Origin of the sequence: Micromonospora aurantiaca ATCC 27029 (genome assembly GCF_000145235.1) — a bacterium.
Classification (GTDB): domain Bacteria; phylum Actinomycetota; class Actinomycetes; order Mycobacteriales; family Micromonosporaceae; genus Micromonospora; species Micromonospora aurantiaca.
On sequence record NC_014391.1, the window covers coordinates 4,999,649 to 5,021,939 of the forward strand.

The window sequence follows — 22,291 nt, forward strand, 5'->3', positions numbered from 1 at the left end:
CCATGATCACGAATGGCGGCTGCGCACTAGCGTGGTGCGACGCGGCAGCCGGGGTCGGGGCCGGTGTCGGCCACGCCGCAGTGGAACACCTCGACCGGGGCGGCGTCCACGTCGGGCACCTTCGCCACGGTGAGCAGCGCCAGCCGCTTCGCCACCGGTTCGCCTGAGTCCGGGGCGTACCGGATGAGGCCGCTGACCCCCGGGTAGCCGCCGGCGGCGTTCTGCCGCAGCACCTCGGCGTGCACCCCGACCGGGTTGACCGAGCGGGGCTCCCAGCGGCGGCCGGTGTCGGCGTGGCGCAGGCGGGCGGCGAGGCTCTCCAGCGCGCGTACCGTCATCATGGTGGCGTCGTAGGCCAGGCTGACCCGCTCGCCGACCGGCGGGCCGGTCCCGGCGCGGCATCGGGGCGGGTCGAGCAGGCCGTCCGCGCCGATCCAGGTGAGGAAACTGCCCCGGGCGTCGTCGCGCCCGGCCTGCGCGGACCGCAGCGACGCGCAGGTGGCCAGCGCGGCCTTCGACACGTACGTGACCGGCAGGTTGCCCGGCGCGCTGGCGCGCAGCCCCGGGTTGGCCATGTAGCGGTTCACCGAGTCGTCGGCGACCAGGTGCCGGGGCGGGTTCGCGCCGCACTCCTTGAGCGCGCGCATGAACCCGTCGAACTCCGACCAGCGGCCGGCGAAGAAGAGCATCCCCGGGTAGCCGCACTCCTGGGTGAGCCGCCGCCCGCTGCGCCACTCGTCGAGCCGGGTGATCCGGTCGCCGAAGCGTTCCCGCAGGCCGTCGACGAGGGTGGCGACGTACAGGTCGTCGGTGAGCGAGCTGCCCTCGCCGGTGGTCCAGTAGACGTGCGCCTCCCCCACCCGCAGCACCTGCCGGGCGTACGCCTCGACCATCCGGGCCTGGTCCCGGTTCGGCGCCGACATGGCCAGGTAGAGGCTGGAGTTGGCGTCCATCCGGTCGGCCGACAGCGTGGGGGCGAGCACCGGCAGGCCGACCCGGTTGAGTTCGCGCAGCGCCGCCGCCGTGCTGGTGCGGCTGTCCACCAGCCCGACCACGCCGAGCACTGTGGGGTCGTCGCGGGCCAGCCCTTCCAGCATCCGCACCGCGTCGTCGGCGTGCCGCATCTGCCGCCCGGCGTTCGCCACCACGATGTGCAGCAGCGCCGCGTCGTCCGCCGCCGCCGACTCCTGGAGCAGGGCGTACTGGGCGGTGGCCATGCCCTCCAGTTCCTCCCGCTCGGAGACGTAGGACTCCTCGTCCGCGCGGGTCCGGTTGCCGGTGAGGCTGCCCAGGTAGACAAGCGTCAGGTAGGGGCGGCGGTGCTCGCTGCGCCGCCACACCTCCTCGGCGGCCCGGTTCTGGGCGAAGATGCGCCGCTGCACGGCGCGCAGCCGGTCCTGCCCGGGTTCGCTGTTGAAGACCTGCCCGGCGGTGTCGCTGTAGCCGACGCACTCGCCGCCGACGAGCCGGACGGTGACCCGATCGGTGGGCCAGGGGCGGCAGTCAGGCGCCCACCGCCCGTGCGCCCACACGCCCAGCCCGGCGACGAGCGCCAGGGCCACCGCGGCGGGCAGGAACCGCCGCGCCCACCAGGGCGGGTCGGGTGCGACAAGGGCCGGCGGGACGCCTCCCACCGGCGCGTCGACGTCCCGGTCGTCCGCCTCCAGCAGCATCAGCCAGGCGCCGGAGCGACGCAGCCGGCGGTTCTCCGGCAGCGCCTCGGCCCACTCCTCGTACGCCTCCTCGGCCTCGGCCAGCGGCCGGGAAGCGGCCGGTTCCGGCGGCGGGTCGGCGGCGACCGCGACGACGAGCAGCGGGTCGTTGCGGCCGGTCTCGTTGCGCACCTCGTCGACGAGCCGGACCAGCGTGTGCCCGACGTTGTCCGGCCGCGCGCCGTCGAGCACCAGCACCGGATAGGCGGTGCGGCGCCAGTCCCCGGGCCGCCAGAACCGCCGCCGGTACGCCAGGCGCAGGTCCTCCAGGAACGCGTGCAGCAGCAGCTTCTCCACCTGGGCCGGGTGTTCGCCGTCGCGCCAGCCGGCGGTGAGCCGCTCGGCGAAGCCGAGGAACGTCACCGACTGCCGGGGCGCCAGGTACTGCTGGCGCATGAACCAGCGGTACTGCCGTCCGACGAGCGGCACCCGGCCGGAGACGGCGATCCGGAACACGACGCCGGGCACGGCCCGCCACAGCAGCCAGAGCAGCAGGTGCAGCGCGGCGCCGAGGCCGGAGTCGCCGCCGACCTGGGGGTCGTCACCGGTCCGCCGTCCCCGCCAGTCCCGCAGCCGGCGGACCAGCGCGGCCCGGCCGCTGTCGGCGGCGTCCAGGTCCACGGCGAGCGTCTGGTGCATCAGCCAGTCGGCCAGCGGGTAGTGCCGGAACCGCAGCCGGGGCGCGCCGAACGCCTCCACTGAGAGTTGCCGGTGCAGTTCGCGCAGCACGGCTGCGACGTCGTCGCCGGCCGGGCGGCCGGTCAGGTCCAGCACTACGTGCGGCACCCGGCGCCCGGCCCGGCGCGCCGCGAAACGCCGTAGCAGGGCCGCGACCGCGCCGTCCCCGGTGGGCCGGACCAGCCAGAGCAGCGGGAGCCGGCGGTCGCCGCGGCGTGGACGCCGCAGCAGCCGGGCCAGCAGGGTGAGCAGTTCCGGGCCACCGGCCGGGAGTTGCTCGCGGACCGGCCGCGGCCGGGTCGCCGGTTCACGCATGGTCACCTCCGGGTCGCATGCGGTGTCGCACCATTGTCGACGTTCGATGCAACCCGGCACGGCGGGGCCCCGCTCGACGGACGGGTGTCGAGCGGGGCCTCCTCGCGTGCGGATCAGCCGATGGCGGCGGTCAGCGCGGCCAGGTAGCCGTAGCGGTAGCCGTTCGCGTTCGGGTGGTACGCCTCGATGACGCCGCTGACGTCGCGGATCCACGGCTCGGCGGCGCACACGCCGTGCCCGGCGAAGAACGGCCGCGCGTCGACGAAGGTTCCCCCGGCCGCGGCCGCCCGGCCGGAGATGACGCCGTTGAGCGTGTCGGCGGCCTGGTTGAGGATGGTGCGCTTGTAGCTGCTCATGGCGAGCAGTCCACAGGAGCCGGTCTCGAACAGCCGCGGGTAGCCGAGCACCACCAGCCGGGCGTTCGGGGCCCGGTTGCGGATCGCGGTGTACGTGGCGTCGAGCCGGGCGGGCAGCGTGGCGGTGGCGAACGCCTTCGACTCGTTCACCGCGCTCTCGCAACTGGACGTGCTGCCGAAGCGGCAACTGGTCATCACGTCGGCGAAGCCCGCGTCGTTGCCGCCGATGGTGATGGTGACCAGCGTGGTGCTGCTGCTGAGCTGGCCGACCTGGTTGGCCAGCACGTCGGCGGTGACCGCGCCTCCGCAGGCCGGGAACTTGAAGCTGGTGACCGAATGGGCGGCCGCCCAGAGCGGGGCGTACGACTTCTGGCTGCGCAGGCAGGTGGACAGGTCGTACGGGCCGGCGCCGACCCCGGAGGAGTAGGAGTCGCCGAGGGCGACGTAGTTGACGGTGGCCGCCCGGGCGGCGCCGGGCAGGAGCACGGCGCCGAGTACGGCCGCCAGGAGGGCGGCAAACACGGTACGGACGCGACGGGGCATGGCAGAGCCTCCACGGGGCAGGGGTGGTGGAGCCCGTTGACCGCGCGCGTGGCCGAGGGATCGGTGCTGTTACTGGTCGGTAATGCTATCGAAACATTCGTCGAAATTGAATAGCCCCGATCGGCCGGACAGGACAGATACGTTCACATGTGTCGATTAGTTTGACGGTGACGACACCCGACGGAGGGAGTCCCACCGTGCGACGCGCACTCACGGCGGCCATCGCCGCCCTGACCCTCACCGCAGCCGGCACCACAGTGACCGGTGCCCCCGGCCAGGCCGCCCCCACCGGCTGGGGCCGGCCGCAACCCGCGGCGGCCACCCCGACGCCGGGCAGTCCCGGGCTGGGCGACAGCTACTTCCCCGACTACGGCAACGGCGGCTACGACGTCGGCCACTACGACATACGGCTGCGCTACGAGCCGGCCACCGACCGGCTCAGCGGCACCACCACGATCCTCGCCACCGCCACGAAGGACCTGTCCCGGTTCAACCTGGACTTCGCCCTCGACGTCGAGTCGGTGCGGGTGAACGGGTGGGCCGCCGGGTTCGCCCGGGCCGGCGACCACGAGCTGGTCGTCACCCCGGCCCGGCCGCTGGCGAAGGGCCAGCAGCTCACCGTCGTGGTGAGGTACGCCGGCGTGCCGTCGCAGACCACCGTCTACGGCTACACGGCGTGGACGCGTACCGCCGACGGGGCGCTCGCCGTCAACGAGCCTGAGTCGGCCTGGTGGTGGTACCCGAGCAACGACCACCCGAAGGACAAGGCCACCTGGGACGTCTCGGTGTCGGTGCCGACCGGCGTCGAGGTGATCAGCAACGGCGTGCAGCCGCGCGACCCGCTGCCCGAGGCCGGCAACCGCACCCGGTGGAGCTGGCGCAGCGTCAAGCCCGGCGCCACGTACCAGGCGTTCCTGGCCATCGGGCAGTACGACATCGTCACCGACACCGCGCCGAACGGGCAGCCGGTGGTCAACGCGTACAGCACCACGCTGGGCGAGCGCCTGCCCGCCGCGCGGGCCAGCATCGAACGCACCGCCGAGATCGTCGACTGGGAGAGCGGGCTGTTCGGCCCGTACCCGTTCGAGGCGCAGGGCGGCGTGGCCGGGCCGGTCGACGGCATCGGGTTCGCCCTGGAGACGCAGACCCGCCCGGTCTACGGCCCCGGCTTCTGGCGGCGCGGCGCCAACACGTACGTGGTGGTGCACGAGAACGCCCACCAGTGGTTCGGCGACTCGGTGTCGGTGGCGGACTGGCGGCACATCTGGCTCAACGAGGGCTTCGCCTCGTACGCCGAGTGGCTCTGGTCGGAGGAGCAGGGCGAGGGCACCGCGCAGGAGCTGTTCGACTTCACCTACGACAGCTACCCGGCCGACTCCGAGTTCTGGCAGGTGCGCCCCGGCGACCCGGGGCCGAGCGGGATCTTCGACGCCGCCGTCTACGACCGGGGGGCGATGGCGCTGCACCAGATCCGGCTCGCCGTGGGCGACGCCGCGTTCTTCCGCATCCTGCGCACCTGGACCGCCAAGCGGCAGTACGGCAACGGCACCGTCGCGCAGTTCCAGGCGCTCGCCGAGCGGATCTCCGGACGGGATCTCGACGCGGTGTTCACCACCTGGCTGTTCACGCCCGGCCGGCCCGACGTGGCGACCGCCGCGCGGACGACAGCCGCACCGGCGCAGCCGGCCTCGTGGGCGAAGATCCGGGCCGCGCACGACCTGCTCGGCCGCTGACATCCGCCGCCGCGCGGCGCGTCGTCCGCGGACAGCGCGCCGCGCGGCGGCGGATGTTAAGAAGGGCCCCCTCCTCTACCTGAGGCGTTAAGAGGGGGCCCTTCCTTTCACCTGGCGGCGAGCGGCTGGCGGGCCGGGTCGACAGGGGCGGGCAGCTCGCCCACCCCACCCAGGTACGCGTGGATCGCCGCCGCCGCGGCGCGTCCCTCGGCGATCGCCCAGACGATCAGCGAGGCGCCCCGGTGCATGTCACCGGCGACGAAGACACCGTCGGCGGCCTGCCAGTCGGGGCCGGAGTCGATCGCGCCCCGGCGGTTGCGGGTCACCCCGAACTGGGCCAGCAGCGGCTGCTGCTCGGTGCCCTCGAAGCCGATGGCGAGCAGCACCAGGTCGGCCGGGATCTCCCGCTCGGAGCCGGGCTGCGGGGTGACGATGCGGCGACCGTCCACCTTCTCCACGGTCACCTCGGCGATCCGGACCGCGCGGACCCGGCCGGTGCCGTCGTCCACGAACTCCTGCACCGCGACGGCGAAGACCCGCTCGCCGCCCTCCTCGTGCGCCGGGTAGTTGCGCAGCACCCACGGCCAGGTCGGCCACGGGTCGCGCTCCGCGTCCCGCTCCGACGGCGGCTCCGGGTAGAGGTCGAGCTGGTGGACGCCGGCCGCGCCCTGCCGGTGCGCCACACCGAGGCAGTCGGCGGCGGTGTCGCCACCACCGATGATCACCACGTGCTTGCCGGCGGCGTCGATCGGCGTACCGTCGGGCAACGTGGCGAGGGCGGGCCGCCCGTCCCCGGCGGCGGCCACCACCCGGTTCGCGGCGACCAGGTGCGCCATCGCCTGGTGCACGCCGCGCAGCTCCCGGCCGGGCGTCTCCGGGGTGTCCCGGCCCTGCAACGCGCCGCAGGCCAGCAGCACCGCGTCGTGCTCGGCGCGCAACTGCTCGGCGGTCACGTCGACGCCGACGTCGACGCCGGTCCGGAAGCGCACACCCTCGGCGGTGAGCTGGGCCAGCCGCTTGTCGATGTGCTGCTTCTCCAGCTTGAAGTCGGGGATGCCGTAGCGGAGCAGGCCGCCGATCGCGTCGTCGCGCTCGTACACGGTGACCGTGTGACCGGCGCGGGCGAGCTGCTGCGCGGCGGCCAGCCCGGCCGGGCCGGAGCCGACCACCGCCACCGACCGCCCGGTCGGGGTGGACGCGGGCCGGGGCCGCAGACCGTCGCGGGCCACCGCCGCGTCGGCGATCTCCACCTCGACCTGCTTGATGGTGACCGGCTGCTGGCCGCCGAGGCCGAGCACGCAGGCCGCCTCGCACGGCGCCGGGCAGAGCCGGCCGGTGAACTCGGGGAAGTTGTTCGTGGCGTGCAGCGACTCCACCGCGGCGTCCCAGTTGCCGGTGCGGACCAGGTCGTTCCAGTCCGGGATGCGGTTGCCCAGCGGGCAACCGTCGTGGCAGAACGGGATGCCGCAGTCCATGCACCGGGTGGCCTGCTCGCGGATCAGCTCCTCACCGGCCGGCGGGTAGACCTCCCGCCAGTCGGAGATGCGCACCGGCACCGGACGGCGGGCCGGCAGCCGCCGGTCGTAGCGCAGGAAACCGTTCGGGTCAGGCACGAGCCACCTCCTGGGCGACCACCCGGGGCGCGGGCGGTACCGGCGCGGCCGACGGCACGCTGAGCGCGCTCATCACCGCGTCGTCGACGTCTCGGCCGGCGGCTTCGGCGGCCCGCATGATCTCCATGACCCGGCGGTAGTCCCGGGGCACCACCGCGGTGAACTCCTCCACCGCCTGCGGCCAGCGCTTGAGCAGGTCCTCGGCGACGGCCGAGTCCGTCTCGGCGAAGTGCCGCTGGACCAGCTCGTGCAGCCGGTCGCGTTCCTCGTCGCGCAGCGGCGACAGGTCGACCAGCTCGGCGTTCACCAGCCGCTGGTCGAGCCGGTGCACGAACGCGGTGCCACCGGACATGCCGGCGGCGAAGTTGCGCCCGGTCGGCCCGAGCACCACGACGGTGCCGCCGGTCATGTACTCGCAGCCGTGGTCGCCGAGGCCCTCGACCACCGCGACCGCGCCGGAGTTGCGCACCGCGAACCGCTCCCCCACCCGGCCGCGCAGGTACACCTCGCCGCCGGTGGCGCCGTACAGGATGGTGTTGCCGGCGATGATCTGGTCCTCGGCACGGCGGCCCGGCGTGGCGTCCACGCCGACGAACGGCGCGTCGGCGTCCGGCCGGACCACGATCCGGCCGCCGGACAGTCCCTTGCCGACGTAGTCGTTGGCGTCGCCGTACAGGCGCAGCGTGACCCCGCGCGGCAGGAACGCGCCGAACGACTGGCCGGCGGTGCCGCGCAGCCGGAACTCGATCGTGTCGTCGGGCAGCCCGTCGCCGCCGAAGCGGCGGGTCACCTCGCCGCCGAGCATCGCGCCGACGCTGCGGTGCTCGTTGCGGACCTCGACCTCGACCCGCACCGGGGTACTGTCGCGCAGCGCCGGCCCGGCCAGCTCGATGAGCCGGTTGTCCAGCGCCGCGTCGAGGCCGTGGTCCTGGGCGCGTACGCCCCGGCGGGCCGCGCCCTCGGGCAGCTCCGGCAGGTGCAGCACGCGGCTCAGGTCGAGCCCGTGGCCCTTCCAGTGGTCGATCGCACCGGCCACGTCGAGCAGCTCGGTGTGGCCGATCGCCTCGTCGATGCTGCGGAAGCCCAGCTCGGCCAGGTAGCCGCGGACCTCCTCGGCGAGGAACAGGAAGAAGTTCTCCACGAACTCCGGCTTGCCGGTGAAGCGCTCACGCAGCACCGGGTTCTGGGTGGCGATGCCGACCGGACAGGTGTCCAGGTGGCACACCCGCATCATCACGCAGCCCTCGACGATCAGCGGCGCGGTGGCGAAGCCGAACTCCTCGGCGCCGAGCAGCGCCGCGATGAGCACGTCCCGGCCGGTCTTGAGCTGGCCGTCGACCTGCACCGTCACCCGGTCGCGCAGCTTGTTGAGCAGCAGCGTCTGCTGCGCCTCGGCCAGGCCCAGCTCCCACGGGGTGCCGGCGTGCTTGAGCGAGTTGAGCGGGGACGCGCCGGTGCCGCCGTCGTGCCCGGAGATCAGGATGACGTCGGCCTTGAGCTTGGCCACGCCCGCCGCGACGGTGCCCACGCCCACCTCGCTGACCAGCTTGACGTGCACCCGGGCGGCCGGGTTGACGCACTTCAGGTCGTGGACGAGCTGGGCCAGGTCCTCGATGGAGTAGATGTCGTGGTGCGGCGGCGGGGAGATCAGGCCGACGCCGGGGGTGGCGTGCCGGGTCCGGGCGATCCACGGCCAGACCTTGTTGCCTGGTAGCTGCCCGCCCTCGCCGGGCTTGGCGCCCTGCGCCATCTTGATCTGGAGGTCGTCGGCATTGACGAGGTATTCGCTGGTCACGCCGAACCGGCCGCTGGCGATCTGCTTGACCGCGGAGCGCCGCGCCGGGTCGTGCAGCCGCTCGACGTCCTCGCCGCCCTCGCCGGTGTTGGACTTGCCGCCGAGCCGGTTCATCGCGATGGCGAGCGTCTCGTGCGCCTCCGCCGAGATCGACCCGTACGACATGGCGCCGGTGGCGAAGCGCTTGACGATCTCGGTGGCCGGCTCGACCTCGTCCAGCGGCACCGCCGGGCGGACGCCGGTGCGCAGCGTGAACAGCCCGCGCAGCGAGCCCGCCTGCGCGGCCAGCTCGTCGACCTTGGCGGTGTACTGCCGGAACACGTCGTACTGGCGGCTGCGGGTGGCGTGCTGGAGCAGGAAGACCGTCTCCGGGTTGAACAGGTGCAGCTCGCCCTCGCGGCGCCACTGGTACTCGCCGCCGACCTCCAGCCGGTCGGTGGCCTGCGCGCCCGGCGCCGGCCAGGCCCGCGCGTGCCGGGCCGCCACCTCGGCGTGGATCTCGTTCAGGCCGATGCCGCCGATGGTGCTCGGGGTGCCCCGGAAGTACCTGTGGACCAGGCGGGTGTCCAGGCCGACCGCCTCGAAGACCTGCGCGCCGCAGTACGACGACACGGTCGAGATGCCCATCTTGGACATGATCTTCAGGACGCCCTTGCCGAGCGCCTTGACGTAGTTGCGGACGGCCTTGACCCGGTCCACGCCGGCCAGCACGCCGGTGGAGATCATGTCCTCCACCGACTCGAAGGCCAGGTACGGGTTGACCGCCGCCGCGCCGTACCCGATCAGCACCGCCGCGTGGTGCACCTCGCGGCAGTCGCCGGACTCGACGATCAGCGCCACCTGGGTACGGGTCTGCTCGCGGACCAGGTGCTGGTGCACCGCGGCGGTGAGCAGCAGCGACGGGATCGGCGCCAGGTCGGCGTTGGAGTCCCGGTCGGAGAGCACCAGGATGCGGACGCCGTCCTCGATCGCCTCGGACACGTGCCGGCAGATCTCGGTCAGCCGCGCCTTGATGCCGGCGCCGCCGTCGCGCAGGCGGTAGAGCCCGGAGACCCGGACCGCCTTGAAGCCGGGCAGGTCGCCGTCCTCGTCGATGGACAGGATCTTGGCCAGCTCGTCGTTGTCGATCACCGGGTACGGCAGCACGATCTGCCGGCAGCTCGCCGGGCCCGGGTCGAGCAGGTTGCCCTCCGGCCCGATGGTGGACGCCAGGCTGGTCACCAGCTCCTCCCGGATGGCGTCCAGCGGCGGGTTGGTGACCTGCGCGAAGAGCTGATGGAAGTAGTCGTAGAGCAGACGCGGCCGGGTGGACAGCGGGGCGATCGGCGTGTCCGTGCCCATCGAGCCGATCGGCTCGGCGCCGCTGCGGGCCATCGGGCCGAGCAGGATCTTCAGCTCCTCCTCGGTGTAGCCGAACGTCTGCTGGCGGCGGCGTACCGAGTCGTGGGTGTAGACGGTGTGCTCGCGCGGCGGCAGGTCGTCCAGCTCGATCAGGCCGGCGTGCAGCCACTCCTGGTACGGCTGCTCGGCCGCCAGCTCGGTCTTGATCTCGTCGTCGGAGACGATCCGGCCGTTGACGGTGTCGACCAGGAACATCTTGCCCGGCTGGAGGCGGCCCTTGGCGACCACAGTGGCCGGGTCGAGGTCGAGCACGCCCGCCTCGCTACCGAGCACCACCAGGCCGTCGGCGGTGTGCCACCAGCGGCCCGGGCGCAGGCCGTTGCGGTCCAGCACCGCGCCGACGATCTCGCCGTCGGTGAACGCGACCGACGCCGGGCCGTCCCACGGCTCCATCAGGCTGGCGTGGAAGCGGTAGAACGCGCGCTTGTCGGCGCGCATGTCCGGGTCGTTCTCCCACGCCTCGGGGATCATCATGAGCACCGCGTGCGGGAGGCTCCGCCCGGCCAGGTGCAGCAGTTCGAGCACCTCGTCGAAGTTGGCCGAGTCGGACGCCGCCGGGGTGCACACCGGGAAGACCCGGCGGATGTTGCCCGGAATGCTCGGGCTCCGGAGCAAGGCCTCGCGGGCCTGCATCCAGTTCCGGTTGCCGCGGATCGTGTTGATCTCGCCGTTGTGCGCGATGAAGCGGTACGGGTGCGCCAGCGGCCAGGACGGGAACGTGTTCGTGGAGAAGCGCGAGTGCACCAGCGCGATGGCGCTGACCACCCGCTCGTCGGTCAGCTCCGGGTAGAACGCCGGGAGCTGGTCCGGGGTGAGCATGCCCTTCCACACCATGGTGCGGCCGGACAGCGACGGGAAGTACGCCGGCACGCCCCGCTCGGCAGTCTCCCGCTCGACCTGCTTGCGCAGGCAGAACGCCACCCGGTCCAGGTCGAGCCCGGTCAGCGGGGAGCCGGCCGGGCCGTCCGGCGAGCCGGTCAGCCGGTGCGCGGCCACGAACAGCTGCCGGACCCGGGGCATCGCCGCGAGCGCGGTCTCGCCCAGGCCGGACGGGTCGGTCGGCACCTCGCGCCAGCCGAGCACGTCGGCGCCCTCGACCAGCGCGTACTTGTCGACCACCTGGCGGGCGCGGGCCTCGGCCGCGTCGTCGTCGGGCAGGAACACCAGGCCGGTGGCGTACTGGCCGGCCGGGGGCAGCGGGAAGTCGACGATGCCGCGCAGGAACGCGTCCGGCACCTGGATCATGATGCCGGCGCCGTCTCCGGTGTTGTGCTCCGCGCCCCGGGCGCCCCGGTGGTCCAGCCGGCACAGCGCCCCGAGGCCGTTCGCGACGACCTGGTGCGAGCGCCGCCCGTGCAGGTCGGCCACGAAGGCCACACCGCAGGCGTCGTGCTCGTACGCGGGGTCGTAGAGCCCGGTCGCCTGTGGGGCCGACTGCGGGCTGTGAGGGTACGGAAAGGCCACCGGGCCTCCTGTCGTCACTCAGGATGGATCATGATGGGGACGACGTCGGCCCTCTGCGGTTTATTGAGTCTACGTTAGGGCTTCCGGCGCAAGGCCAGTTCAGATTGATCACACTTCCAGATGCTGGGACGTGTAGTCTCGCGCGGTGGATCTCGCACGCGCTGACGTACTCGACCGGTTGGAGCGGTTCTACGACGCGGTGCCCCGCGACGGGGCCCGGACCGAGGATTACGGCGCCCTGGTGCTGTTCGTCCGCGACGGGGACGGCTGGCCGTTCTACGCCCGGCCCCGGATCGACGCCACCGAGCGTCCCACGCTCGCCGACGTGACAGCGGTCCGCGCCCGGCAGCGGGAGCTGGGCCTGCCGGAGGCGTTCGAGTGGGTGCACGAGCACCAGCCCGACCTGCTGGCGGTGGCCCGCTCGGCCGGGCTCAGCGTGCTGGAGGCGCCGCTGATGCTGCTGGAGCCGGAGCGGCTGCCCGATCCGGGGACGTTCAGCGACGTACCGGTGCGGGTGCTGGACCCCGGCGACCCCGGCTTCGCGGCGGACATCGCGCTGCGACGGGCCGTCGCGGCGGTCGGCTTCGCCAACGGCGGCACCGCGCGCGGCGACGCCGGACCGGCCGAGCGGGACGCCGCCCTCGCCCAGCTGGACGTGGCGGCGCTGGAGGAGGAGGCGACCCGGGTCGCCGACGGGCGGCGTATCTCGGTGCTCGCCGAGACGCTCGACGAGGGCGCGCTCGCCAGCGGGATGGCGATGCGGGTCGACGACGTGGCGGAGATCGCCGGGGTGGCCACGCTGCCGTCCGCCCGGCAGCGCGGACTGGGCGCGGCGGTGACCGCCACGCTCGCGCGGGAGCTGCGCGCCGCCGGCACCGACCTGATCTTCCTGAGCGCCGGCAGCGAGGACATCGCCCGCGTCTACCTGCGGGTCGGATTCCGCCGGATCGGCACCGCCTGCATCGCCGAGCCCGCCGCCGTCATCTGACTACTTACCCGGCTGTCGGGCCGGGCCGGTCGCCCGGGGACCGCGCCGACTGAGGGCCGGGCCGCCGGGGAGCCGGGCCGCCCGAGGGACGTCCGCACGCGGACAGGCCGCGCGCGGACGGTCAGGACGGCGGCTGCCAGGCGGCGGCCGCCGCGGCGGCGGTGTTGCGCAGGCGCGGGCTGATCGTGCCCAGAGCCGCGTCCCGCGCGCGCAGCGCCAGCCGGCCCCGGGCCTGCAGGACCGCCGACATCCGCCGGGTCTGCCGGACCATCGTGGCCGCGCGGGGGCGGCGCAACCTGTCGTACGCGGTCACCGCGTCAGGCAGCCGCGACTCCCGTAGCAGCCCGGCCAGCGTCGCGGCGTCCTCGAACGCCAGGCAGGCGCCCTGGCCGAGGTGCGGCGGCATGGCGTGCGCGGCGTCGCCGAGCAGCACCACGCCGCCCGGACCGGCCGGGAAGCCGTACGCCTTCGGTAGCGGGCGCAGCTCGCGGATCTCCTGCTGGACGACGTCCTCCGGGTCGGTCGCCTCCAGCAGCGTGCCGATCGGGGCGGGCCAGCCCGCGAACCAGCGCTTCAGCAGCGCGAGCTGGATCTCCGGCGGCTCGGGGCGGGGCGCGCCCGCGGCGGTGGCGACCCAGTAGACGCCGCCCCGGCGGGACGCGCCCGCGGTGCCCCGCTCGCCGAGCGAGGCGGCCAGGAAGCGGTATCCGGCACCGAGCGTCTCGCCGTGCACCGGCTGGTCGTCGGGCAGCTGCGGGGCCCGGTACCAGGGGATGACCGCCCGCCAGGCCGCGCACCCGGAGCTGACCACGGCGGTCTCCGGGGCGAGGTGCCGCCGGATCTCGCTGTCGGTGCCGTCGGCGGCCACCACCAGGTCCGCCTCGTAGGTGTGCCGGCCGTCGCCCACCGCCGGGCGCTCGCCCGACGCCGCGCGTACGGTCCGCACTGTCACCCCGGTACGCAGCTCGACCCGGTCACCCAGGCCGGCGATCAGCGCGTCGTGCAGGTCCTCCCGGTGCACCACCACCGGCATCCGCTCGGCCGGCGTGGACCGGGCCTGCACCAGCCAGTGCCCGTCCGGGCGGCGCACGCCACCGTCGGGCAGCGGGGTGGCGATCGCGTCGAGCCCGTCGCCCAGACCGAGGGCGCGCAGCGCGCGTACCCCGTTGGGCCAGAGCACCACGGCGGTCGCCTCCGGGCGGACCCGGTCGGCGCGTTCCAGCAGCGTGACCTGCCAGCCCGACCGGGCCAGCACACCGGCCGCCGCCATTCCGCCGAGGCCGGCGCCGACCACCACCGCGCTGCGCATGACTCCCCCGCTCAGCTGTCCCGGTCCGCCGGGCGCCCGCCGCTGTCGGCCCGGCCGGCGTTCGTGCGCTCCGCGTCGGCCCGCTCCGGGTCCGTGTCGTCGCCGTCCGCGTCCGCGCGGCCGGTGGCGTCCGCACCCTCGGTGGCGGCGGAGCCGGTGCTCGCGCGTCCGGCCTCGTCCGCGTCGTCCGTGGCGGCGTCGGCCCCGGTGGTGACCTCCGGCCGTTCGTCGTCGACCGGGGGCAGCACACCGGTCTGCCGGTACGCGTCGAACTGTTCCTCGGTCACCACCCGGTAGCCCTCGGGCGCGGCCGGCCGTTCGGCGGCCTCCCGGGCGGAGAGGTCCACCTGGGACACGTCCCCGGCCGGGCCGGTCGCAATGGCCGGCTCGCCCACCGGCACCAGGTATTCGCGGGGACCGCGGACCCGGATGAAGTAGGCGAGCGCGCCGAGGAAGACCAGCGCGGCGGTCCAGACGTTGAGGCGTACGCCGAGGATCAGGTTCGCCTCGTCGGTGCGCATCAGCTCGATCCAGAACCGGCCCGCCGTGTAGCCCATCACGTAGAGCGCGAACGCCCGGCCGCGGCCGAGCCGCAGACGACGGTCGAGGAACAGCACCAGCGCGGCGACGCCGACGTTCCAGAGCGCCTCGTAGAGGAACGTCGGGTGGTAGAGCCCGGGCTGGAGCACCGGGTTGCCGGCGTCGTCGCGCAGCGCGTGACCCGGGTTGTCCGGGTCCATCACGTGCACTTCCAGGCCCCACGGCAGCGTGGTCCGCCCGCCGTACAGCTCGTTGTTGAACCAGTTGCCCAGGCGGCCGACAGCCTGCGCCAAAGGCAGACCCGGCGCCAGCGCGTCGGCGATCACGGTGAACGGGATGCCGAGCTGCCGCGCGGCGAGCCACGCGCCGACCGCGCCACCGGCCACCGCGCCCCAGATGCCGAGGCCGCCCTCCCAGATGTAGAGCGCCTTGATCGGCTCACCGCCGGCGCCGAAGTATTTCTCCGGCGAGGTGATCACGTGGTAGATCCGCGCGCCGATGATGCCCGCGGGCACGGCCCAGACGGCGATGTCGAGCACCGCGCCCGGCGCCACACCGCGGCGGCGCAGCCGGTACTCGGTGACCACGCAGGCCACCACGATGCCGAGGATGATGCAGAGCGCGTACGCCCGGATCGGAACCGGACCGAGCTGCCAGACGGCGGTGCTGGGGCTGGGCATGGCCGCCAGTGGGGTCATCGGGGCGAGGGTCACGGGTGCACACGGTACCGGTGCGGACTGTGTGTGCGGCACCCCGGGCCGCCTGCCGCGCGGGTCGGATGACTTCTGTTTTGCACGGTCGTAGGCTGTTTGTCCATGAGCCCGCTCACCTGGGCGGTCGCCGCTGTCGTCACCGACGGGTCCGGCCGGCTGCTGCTCTGCCGCCGGTCCGAGGGGGCCCGGCGCTGGGGCCTGCCGGGCGGGCGGCTGCGTCACGACGAGAGCCCGGCGGACGCCGTCGTCCGGGCGGTCCGTGCGGAGACCGGCTGGGCGGTGACGCCGGTCGACCTGGTCGGCCTCTACCGGGTCACCGACCCGCAGGCGCCTTCGCCGCCGGCCGGGCGCTGCGGCGGGCGCCCGGACGTGCTGGTGCACGTGTTCCGCGCGGAGCCGGCCGGCGCCGAGCCCGCGGGCGATCCGGTCGCCGGATGCCTGGTGGAGTGGTGGTCCGCGGAGGGGTTGCCCGGCGCGCTGACCCCCGCCACGCGCGCGGCGGTCGGGGACGCGCTCGCCGGTCACGCCGGCGTGCTGCGGCACACGACCGCCGCCGACGCGCTCACGCCACCCGGCGACGGACAGCCCGGCGACGGGCAGCCCGCCCCGCCCGGCCAGCGCGCGTCCGAGCAGACCGACAGCAGTAGCCGCTGACCACCCTCCCGCTCACGCGGAACGCCTTCAAGATCTTGGTAGGTTTCGGCCCCTGTGAGGGCCGTTTCGTACCAGGATCTCGGGCGGCCGGGTCGCGCTCGCGCATGATCGACAGCAGTTCGGCGAAGTGGCGGGGTCCTGGCGTCTATGACCACGCCAGCTCGGCGTAATGGAGTCGATCAAGGGCATGGCGAGCCGGCGGTCAGCGAGCGGGGTTGCGGACGCCCTCGGCGAGTTCGGCGCTGAGCTTGCGCAGCGCGGTCAGGCCGGCAGCCTGGTCCGGAGCGTCCAGCACGCAGCGGACCAGCGCGCTGCCCACGATCACCGCGTCGGCGTACCCGGCGACTGTGGCGGCCTGCGCGCCGGTGCCGACGCCCAGCCCGACGCCGACCGGGATGTCGGTGACCTCGCGCAGCCGGGAGACCAGGATCGGTGCCGCCTCGGAGGTCTGCGCGCGGGCGCCGGTGACGCCCATGATCGCGGTGGCGTAGACGAAGCCGCGGCAGTGCTCGACTGTCATCCGCAGCCGCGCGTCGGTCGAGGACGGCGAGACCAGGAACGTGCGGTCCAGGCCGTGCGCGTCGGAGGCGGCCAGCCACTCGGCGGCCTCGTCCGGGATCAGGTCCGGCGTGATCAGGCCGGTGCCGCCGGCGGCGGCCATGTCGCGGGCGAACGCGTCCACGCCGTACTGCTCGATCGGGTTCCAGTAGGTCATGGTGACCACGCTCGCCCCGGTCGCCGCGACCGCCTCGACGACGCGCAGCGCGTCGGCGACGCGGACACCGCCGGCGAGCGCGATGTCGCTCGCCTTCTGGATGACCGGGCCGTCCATCACCGGGTCGGAGTACGGGATCTCCACCTCGATGACGTCCACGCCCGCCTCGACCATGGCCTTCATGGCGGCGATGCTGCCCTCGACGGTCGGGAAGCCCGCCGGCATGCAGCCGACCAGCACCGCCCGCCCGTCCGCCCGCGCCTTGTCGAAGGCGACCCCGATGCGGCTCACGCTGTCACTCCTTGTCGAGGATGCCGAAGTACGCGCCGGCGGTGTGCACGTCCTTGTCGCCCCGCCCGGACAGGTTGACCACGATCACCGGCTCCCGGCCCAGCTCCTCGGCGAGCCGGGGGGCGATCGCGCGGGCGCCGGCGAGCGCGTGCGCGCTCTCGATCGCCGGGATCACGCCCTCGGTGCGGCAGAGCAGCTCGAACGCGGCCATCGCGTCGGCGTCGTCGACCGGCAGGTAGGTGGCCCGGCCGGTGTCGTGCAGCCAGGCGTGCTCCGGCCCGACGCCCGGGTAGTCCAGGCCGGCCGAGATCGAGTGCGACTCGATGGTCTGGCCGTCGGCGTCCTGGAGGACGTACGTGCGGGTGCCGTGCAGCACGCCGGACGAGCCGCCGGTGATGCTGGCGGCGTGCCGGCCGGTGTCGACGCCCTCGCCGCCGGCCTCGAAGCCGTAGAGCCGGACCCCGGCGTCCGGCACGAACGCGTGGAAGATGCCCAGCGCGTTGGAGCCGCCGCCGACGCAGGCCGCCACCGCGTCCGGCAGCGCGCCGGTCAGGTCCAGGCACTGCCGGCGCGCCTCCTCGCCGATGCCGCGCACGAAGTCGCGGACCATCTCCGGGAACGGGTGCGGCCCGGCGGCGGTGCCGATCAGGTAGTGGGTGCTGTCGACGTTGGCGACCCAGTCCCGCATCGCCTCGTTCATCGCGTCCTTGAGCGTGCGCGAGCCGGTGGTCACCGGGACGACAGTGGCGCCGAGCATCCGCATCCGCGCCACGTTCAGCGCCTGCCGCTCGGTGTCCACCTGGCCCATGTAGACGACGCATTCCAGGTCGAACAGCGCGGCGGCGGTGGCGGTGGCGACGCCGTGCTGGCCGGCGCCGGTCTCCGCGATGACCCGCCGCTTGCCCATCCGCCTGGTGAGCAGCGCCTGGCCCAGCACGTTACGGACCTTGTGCGCGCCGGTGTGGTTGAGGTCCTCCCGCTTGAGCAGGACCCGCGCGCCGATCTGCGCGGAGAACCGCCGGGCCTCGTAGAGCATCGAGGGCGTGCCGGCGTAGTCGCGCAGCAGCGCGTCGAACTCGGCGAGGAAGTCCTCGTCGCCCATCGCCTTCCGGTACGCCGCGTCCAGCTCGTCGAGCGCGGCGACGAGCGCCTCGGGGACGAACCGGCCGCCGAACCGGCCGAAGTGACCGGCGGCGTCGGGGACCTGGCCGGTTGCGGGTGCGGCGCTCATCGCGGGCGTCCTCTCGGATCGGGTGCCCGGCGGCTCAGCGCACCGGGCGGGGCGTGGCCGGGTGGTTACCGGCGTTGACCAGCTCGGCGACGGCTTCGCGCGGGCTCTTCTGGGTGACCAGGCCCTCGCCCACCAGCACGGCGTCGGCGCCGGCGGAGGCGTACCGGATCAGGTCGTGCGGACCGCGCACCCCGGACTCAGCGATCTTGACGACGCTGCTGGGCAGGCCGGGCGCGATCCGCTCGAACACGGAGCGGTCGACCTCCAGGGTACGCAGGTCGCGGGCGTTCACGCCGATGACCTGCGCGCCGGCCTCCAGGGCGCGGTCCGCCTCCTCCTCGGTGTGCACCTCGACCAGCGCGGTCATGCCGAGCGACTCGATCCGCTCCAGCAGCCCGACCAGCACGTTCTGCTCCAGCGCGGCCACGATCAGCAGCACCAGGTCGGCGCCGTGCGCGCGGGCCTCGTGCACCTGGTAGCTGGAGACCACGAAGTCCTTGCGCAGCACCGGCACGTTCACCGCGGCCCGCACCGCGGCGAGGTCGTCGAGCGACCCGCCGAACCAGCGGCCCTCGGTCAGCACGCTGATCGCCCGCGCGCCACCGGCCGCGTAGTCACCGGCCAGGTCGGCCGGGTCGGCGATCTCGGCCAGCCGCCCCTTGGACGGCGACGAGCGCTTCACCTCGGCGATCACGGCCACGCCGGGGCGGCGCAGGGCCGCGTACGCGTCGAGCGGTGGCGGCGCGGCGGCGGCCAGTTCACGGATCCGCTCCAGCGGAACCTGCTCCTGGCGCCGGGCCACGTCCTCGCGCACGCCGGCCAGGATCTCGTCGAGCACCCCTGCGGACGGCGCCGCTCCGGCGTCGTCCCCCTCCGCGTGCGCATGCTCAGCAGTCACCAACGGACTCCCCTCTCCGGGCGTCATGGGCCGATGCTAGGGGGCGCCACCTGGCGACGAGTGCCGGGGGGTATGGCGCACCTCACGACATGGGCTGTGGCATGATGGCCGACTTCCGGTGAACGCCATGTCACGCAGCGCCACCGCTGGCATCGACCGTCACCCATCCCCTATCTCACCACGATCGTTCCGGCCCCGCAGGACGGGTTCCGGCCGTGGGCTGTGACCAAGCTCAAGGACCTCCGGCCCTGCCCAGGTCGTCCCCGGTGCGACAGCGTTGACCTGTGCTTCACGGCGGCGAAACGTCCGCCCGGAAGCATCGTCGTCGGGCACACTCGACGGCGGCGGCTGCCGACCGTCGCCAACGATCTCGTATGGGGTGACCATGAGCGCCAACGGGCCGACCCAGACCATCGGCTTGACCACCATCTCCCGTACCGTCGCCTCCCTCGCCGTCGGCGTGGTGGACACGCTCGAACGCGCGGTCGCCGGCGACGGCCGGACGCGTACCGCCCGCGGCAACGCCTGGGAGGCGGTCTGCGCCGACCGGGCCCGCGCCGCCCAGCGCCGCGAGCTGGAGCGGCTGGTGGCCGAGCTGGCCGCCGCGCGGGCCGCGGCCCGGCAGCGGCGCGACGCCCGCGAGGCGCAGCCGGTCAGCTGACCGTCGGGTCCTCGCCCCGGTCCAGCGCGTCCCACGCGTCCCGGGTGCCACGCTCGACGGCCGGCCGGCCGGGCTCGTCCGCCGGGGCGGACCGCCGCTCGTACCGGGCGCCCATCGCCGGCCAGCCGTCGCCGCGCAGCGCGGTGAACGCGCCGCCGGCCGCCAGCGCCAGGCCGCCGGCCAGCACCAGCGCAGGCCACTGCCGGCTCACCCCGGCCTCGGTCAGGCCGATCCCGCCGCCGACCGTCACGGCCACGCCGACACCGGCCAGCAGCACACCCAGCAGCCGGCGCAGCCGGCCCCGGGTGGCGAGCACCGCGCCACCGCCGGCGAGTCCCACGTAGGTCAGCGCCAGCACCCAGGGCAGCAGGTCCGTGCCGGTGCGCTCGGCCCGCCCGGACGGCAGCGACCCCCGGGCGGTCACCTCCACCGCCCAGGTCCGGGTCACCGCCCAGCAGGCCAGGCCCGCGCCGGCCAGGCAGAGCAGCACCGCGTACGCGAGTTCGCGCCGGCCGCGGGCCGCCGGCGCGGTGGTGCCGGGCGCGCTCACCGGGCCGCCCGCAGCGTCTCGGCGGCCGCGATGGCGGCGAGGACGGCGGCGGCCTTGCTCCGCGTCTCCTGGTCCTCGGCGGCGGGGTCGGAATCGGCCACGATCCCGGCGCCGGCCTGCACGTACGCGCGGCCGTCGCGAATCAGCGCGGTCCGGATCGCGATGGCCATGTCCAGGTCGCCGCCGAAGGCGAAGTAGCCGACGGTGCCGCCGTAGACGCCGCGCCGCACCGGCTCCAGCTCCTCGATGATCTCCATGGCGCGCACCTTGGGCGCGCCGCTGAGCGTCCCGGCCGGGAACGTCGCGGCCAGCGCGTCGAACGCGGTGCGATCGTCGCGCAGCTCGCCGACGACAGTGGAGACGATGTGCATGACGTGGCTGTACCGCTCGATGGTGGCGAACTCGGGCACCTCGACGGTGCCCGGCCGGCACACCCGGCCCAGGTCGTTGCGGCCCAGGTCGACGAGCATCACGTGCTCGGCGCGTTCCTTGGGGTCGGCGAGCAGCTCGGCGGCGAGCTTCGCGTCGCCGTCCGGGGAGCCGCCGCGCGGCCGGGTGCCGGCGATGGGGTGCAGCAGCGCCCGCCGCCGCCCGTCCGGCCCGGCGCTGACCTTGAGGTGCGCCTCCGGGGACGACCCGACGATGTCGAAGCCGTCGAAGCGCAGCAGGTACATGTACGGGCTGGGGTTCGTGGTGCGCAGCACCCGGTAGACGTCGAGCGGGTCGGCGTCGGTGGGGCGCTCGAAGCGCTGGCTGAGCACGATCTGGAAGCACTCGCCGGCCCGGATCGCCTCCTTGGCCACCTCCACCGCCTCCGGGTAGCCGCCCTCCGGGGTGCGGCTGACCACCTCGCCGACGCCGGGCCGGCCGACTGTCGAGACCATGGGCGGAATCGGTCGGGACAACGCTGTGGTCATCGCGTCGAGGCGGCCGACGGCGTGGTGGTACGCGGCCTCGACCCGCTCCGCCCGGTCGGAGTCGTCCAGCGGCGGCAGCACCGCGTTGGCGACCAGGATCGCGGACCCCTCGTAGTGGTCGAGGACCACCAGGTCGGTCGCGAGCATCATGCCCAGCTCGGGCACGTCCAGCTCGTCCTCGGTCAGCTCGGGCAGGCGCTCGAAGCGGCGGACCAGGTCGTACCCGAGGTAGCCGACCAGGCCGCCGGTCAGCGGCGGCATGTCACCGGCCGGATCCCAGCCCGGCCCGGCGAGCGCGGCGACTGTCTCGCGCAGCACGGTGACCGGGTCGCCGCCGGTGGGCACGCCCGCCGGTGGCGTGCCGGTCCAGCTCGCCGCGCCGTCGCGCTCGGTGAGCGTGGCGCTGCTGCGGACGCCGATGAAGGAGTAGCGCGACCAGGCCGTGCCGGCCGAGCCGACGCCCTGCTCGGCGGACTCCAGCAGGAACGTGCCGGGGCCGCCGGCCAGCTTGCGGTAGACCCCGACCGGCGTCTCCGCGTCGGCGAGCAGCCGCCGGGTCACCGGCACGACCCGCCAGCGGGCGGCCAGGTCGGCGAAGGTGGACCGGTCCGGGCTGACCGTGCCGTCGGTCACGGGGTCGCCTCCGGGGTGCTGACCGGCAGTTCGGTGAAGAAGCAGGTGCGCTGCCCGGTGTGGCAGGCCGCCCCGACCTGCTCCACGCTGACCAGCAGCGCGTCGCCGTCGCAGTCGAGCGCCACCGAGCGGACGTACTGGTGGTTGCCCGAGGTGGCGCCCTTGACCCAGTACTCGCCGCGGCTGCGCGACCAGTAGGTGGCCCGGCCGGTGGTGAGCGTCCGGTGCAGCGCCTCGTCGTCCATCCAGGCGACCATCAGCACCTCGCCCGAGTCGTGGGCGCGGACCACGGCGGCCACCAGGCCGTCCGGGGTGCGGCGGAGCTTGGCCGCGACGGCCGGGTCGAGCCGGGACGGACGGGCCGGTCCGGGAGCGGGGGCGCCGGTCAGCGGCGCGTCAGGGGCGGGCACGGTTGACCATTCTCCCGCACGCGGCCCGGGCACCGCCGACGTGTCCCGGGAGGCGGGCGTCACCGTCCCCAGCGCCCGGCCCAACCGGCCGAGGTAGCGGTCCACCCGGCCGTCGACCAGCGCCTCGGCCAGGTCCGCCCCGTGGGTGGCGGCGATCTCGTCGGCGTACGG

At 74.4% G+C, this 22,291-nt stretch carries 16 protein-coding genes; 4 read left to right on the top strand and 12 right to left on the bottom strand.

The genetic code is table 11. The features are described from left to right. Positions 1-26: 26 nt before the first annotated feature. Together MICAU_RS21975 and MICAU_RS21980 are read right to left on the bottom strand one after the other, a co-directional pair. On the bottom strand, positions 27-2,705 hold the full coding sequence (locus MICAU_RS21975; protein WP_013287542.1) for a type 1 periplasmic-binding domain-containing protein: 2,679 nt from the start codon (positions 2,703-2,705) through the stop codon (positions 27-29). Positions 2,706-2,818: 113 nt separating this feature from the next. After that, positions 2,819-3,604, bottom strand: a complete 786-nt coding sequence (locus MICAU_RS21980; RefSeq protein ID WP_013287543.1) for an SGNH/GDSL hydrolase family protein — start codon at positions 3,602-3,604, stop codon at positions 2,819-2,821. 197 nt (positions 3,605-3,801) lie between these two features. Between MICAU_RS21980 and MICAU_RS21985 the strand changes: the two genes are divergently transcribed. Then, a complete protein-coding gene (locus tag MICAU_RS21985) occupies positions 3,802-5,337 on the top strand; it encodes a M1 family metallopeptidase (protein ID WP_013287544.1) in 1,536 nt (511 codons plus the stop codon). Positions 5,338-5,444: 107 nt separating this feature from the next. On the opposite strand, the gene MICAU_RS21990 is transcribed toward MICAU_RS21985, so the two are convergent. Both MICAU_RS21990 and gltB read right to left on the bottom strand, forming a co-directional pair. Beyond that, on the bottom strand, positions 5,445-6,950 hold the full coding sequence (locus MICAU_RS21990) for a glutamate synthase subunit beta (protein WP_013287545.1): 1,506 nt from the start codon (positions 6,948-6,950) through the stop codon (positions 5,445-5,447). Continuing rightward, a complete protein-coding gene (gene gltB / locus MICAU_RS21995; RefSeq protein WP_013287546.1) occupies positions 6,943-11,610 on the bottom strand; it encodes a glutamate synthase large subunit in 4,668 nt (1,555 codons plus the stop codon). The genes MICAU_RS21990 and gltB overlap by 8 nt, the downstream gene beginning before the upstream one ends. A gap of 145 nt (positions 11,611-11,755) precedes the next feature. Between gltB and MICAU_RS22000 the strand changes: the two genes are divergently transcribed. Continuing rightward, entirely contained in the window at positions 11,756-12,598 is an 843-nt protein-coding gene (locus MICAU_RS22000; protein ID WP_013287547.1) for a GNAT family N-acetyltransferase, read from the top strand. Between the two features lie 121 nt (positions 12,599-12,719). Here the strand turns inward: MICAU_RS22000 and MICAU_RS22005 are convergent, their stop codons facing one another. Together MICAU_RS22005 and lgt are read right to left on the bottom strand one after the other, a co-directional pair. Continuing rightward, the gene (locus MICAU_RS22005) at positions 12,720-13,907 is read right to left on the bottom strand and encodes an FAD-dependent oxidoreductase (RefSeq protein ID WP_013287548.1); all 1,188 of its coding nucleotides are present in this window, start codon (positions 13,905-13,907) and stop codon (positions 12,720-12,722) included. 11 nt (positions 13,908-13,918) lie between these two features. Continuing rightward, positions 13,919-15,160, bottom strand: coding sequence for a prolipoprotein diacylglyceryl transferase (lgt, locus tag MICAU_RS22010; RefSeq protein WP_036310935.1), 1,242 nt, complete (start codon positions 15,158-15,160; stop codon positions 13,919-13,921). A gap of 102 nt (positions 15,161-15,262) precedes the next feature. On the opposite strand from lgt, the gene MICAU_RS22015 reads away from it, so the two are divergent. Next, the gene (locus MICAU_RS22015) at positions 15,263-15,814 is read left to right on the top strand and encodes an NUDIX hydrolase (protein ID WP_013287550.1); all 552 of its coding nucleotides are present in this window, start codon (positions 15,263-15,265) and stop codon (positions 15,812-15,814) included. 202 nt (positions 15,815-16,016) lie between these two features. Here the strand turns inward: MICAU_RS22015 and trpA are convergent, their stop codons facing one another. The 3 genes from trpA to trpC are packed head-to-tail and all read right to left on the bottom strand — an operon-like array spanning position 16,017 to position 18,889. Continuing rightward, entirely contained in the window at positions 16,017-16,820 is an 804-nt protein-coding gene (gene trpA, locus MICAU_RS22020; protein WP_013287551.1) for a tryptophan synthase subunit alpha, read from the bottom strand. A 4-nt stretch (positions 16,821-16,824) separates the two neighbouring features. Further along, positions 16,825-18,051 (bottom strand): tryptophan synthase subunit beta, encoded by a 1,227-nt coding sequence (trpB, locus tag MICAU_RS22025; RefSeq protein ID WP_013287552.1) that lies wholly within the window; start codon positions 18,049-18,051, stop codon positions 16,825-16,827. A 34-nt stretch (positions 18,052-18,085) separates the two neighbouring features. Beyond that, positions 18,086-18,889 (bottom strand): indole-3-glycerol phosphate synthase TrpC, encoded by an 804-nt coding sequence (trpC, locus tag MICAU_RS22030; protein WP_030271968.1) that lies wholly within the window; start codon positions 18,887-18,889, stop codon positions 18,086-18,088. 445 nt (positions 18,890-19,334) lie between these two features. On the opposite strand from trpC, the gene MICAU_RS22035 reads away from it, so the two are divergent. Next, positions 19,335-19,610, top strand: coding sequence for a hypothetical protein (locus tag MICAU_RS22035; protein ID WP_013287554.1), 276 nt, complete (start codon positions 19,335-19,337; stop codon positions 19,608-19,610). Here the strand turns inward: MICAU_RS22035 and MICAU_RS22040 are convergent. From MICAU_RS22040 to hisI, 3 genes are read right to left on the bottom strand one after another with little or no spacing between them, the layout of a single operon-like run. Then, positions 19,603-20,160: a Trp biosynthesis-associated membrane protein gene (locus tag MICAU_RS22040; protein ID WP_013287555.1), complete on the bottom strand. Its 558-nt coding sequence runs from the start codon at positions 20,158-20,160 to the stop codon at positions 19,603-19,605. The two genes, MICAU_RS22035 and MICAU_RS22040, sit on opposite strands and share 8 nt — an antisense overlap. Then, entirely contained in the window at positions 20,157-21,710 is a 1,554-nt protein-coding gene (locus MICAU_RS22045; RefSeq protein ID WP_013287556.1) for an anthranilate synthase component I, read from the bottom strand. Before MICAU_RS22045 ends, MICAU_RS22040 begins: the two co-directional genes overlap by 4 nt. Next, positions 21,707-22,120 carry a phosphoribosyl-AMP cyclohydrolase gene (hisI, locus tag MICAU_RS33195; RefSeq protein WP_041799308.1) on the bottom strand — a complete coding sequence of 138 codons (414 nt, stop codon included), beginning with the start codon at positions 22,118-22,120 and terminating at the stop codon, positions 21,707-21,709. The genes MICAU_RS22045 and hisI overlap by 4 nt, the downstream gene beginning before the upstream one ends. Between the last annotated feature and the right edge of the window lie 171 nt (positions 22,121-22,291).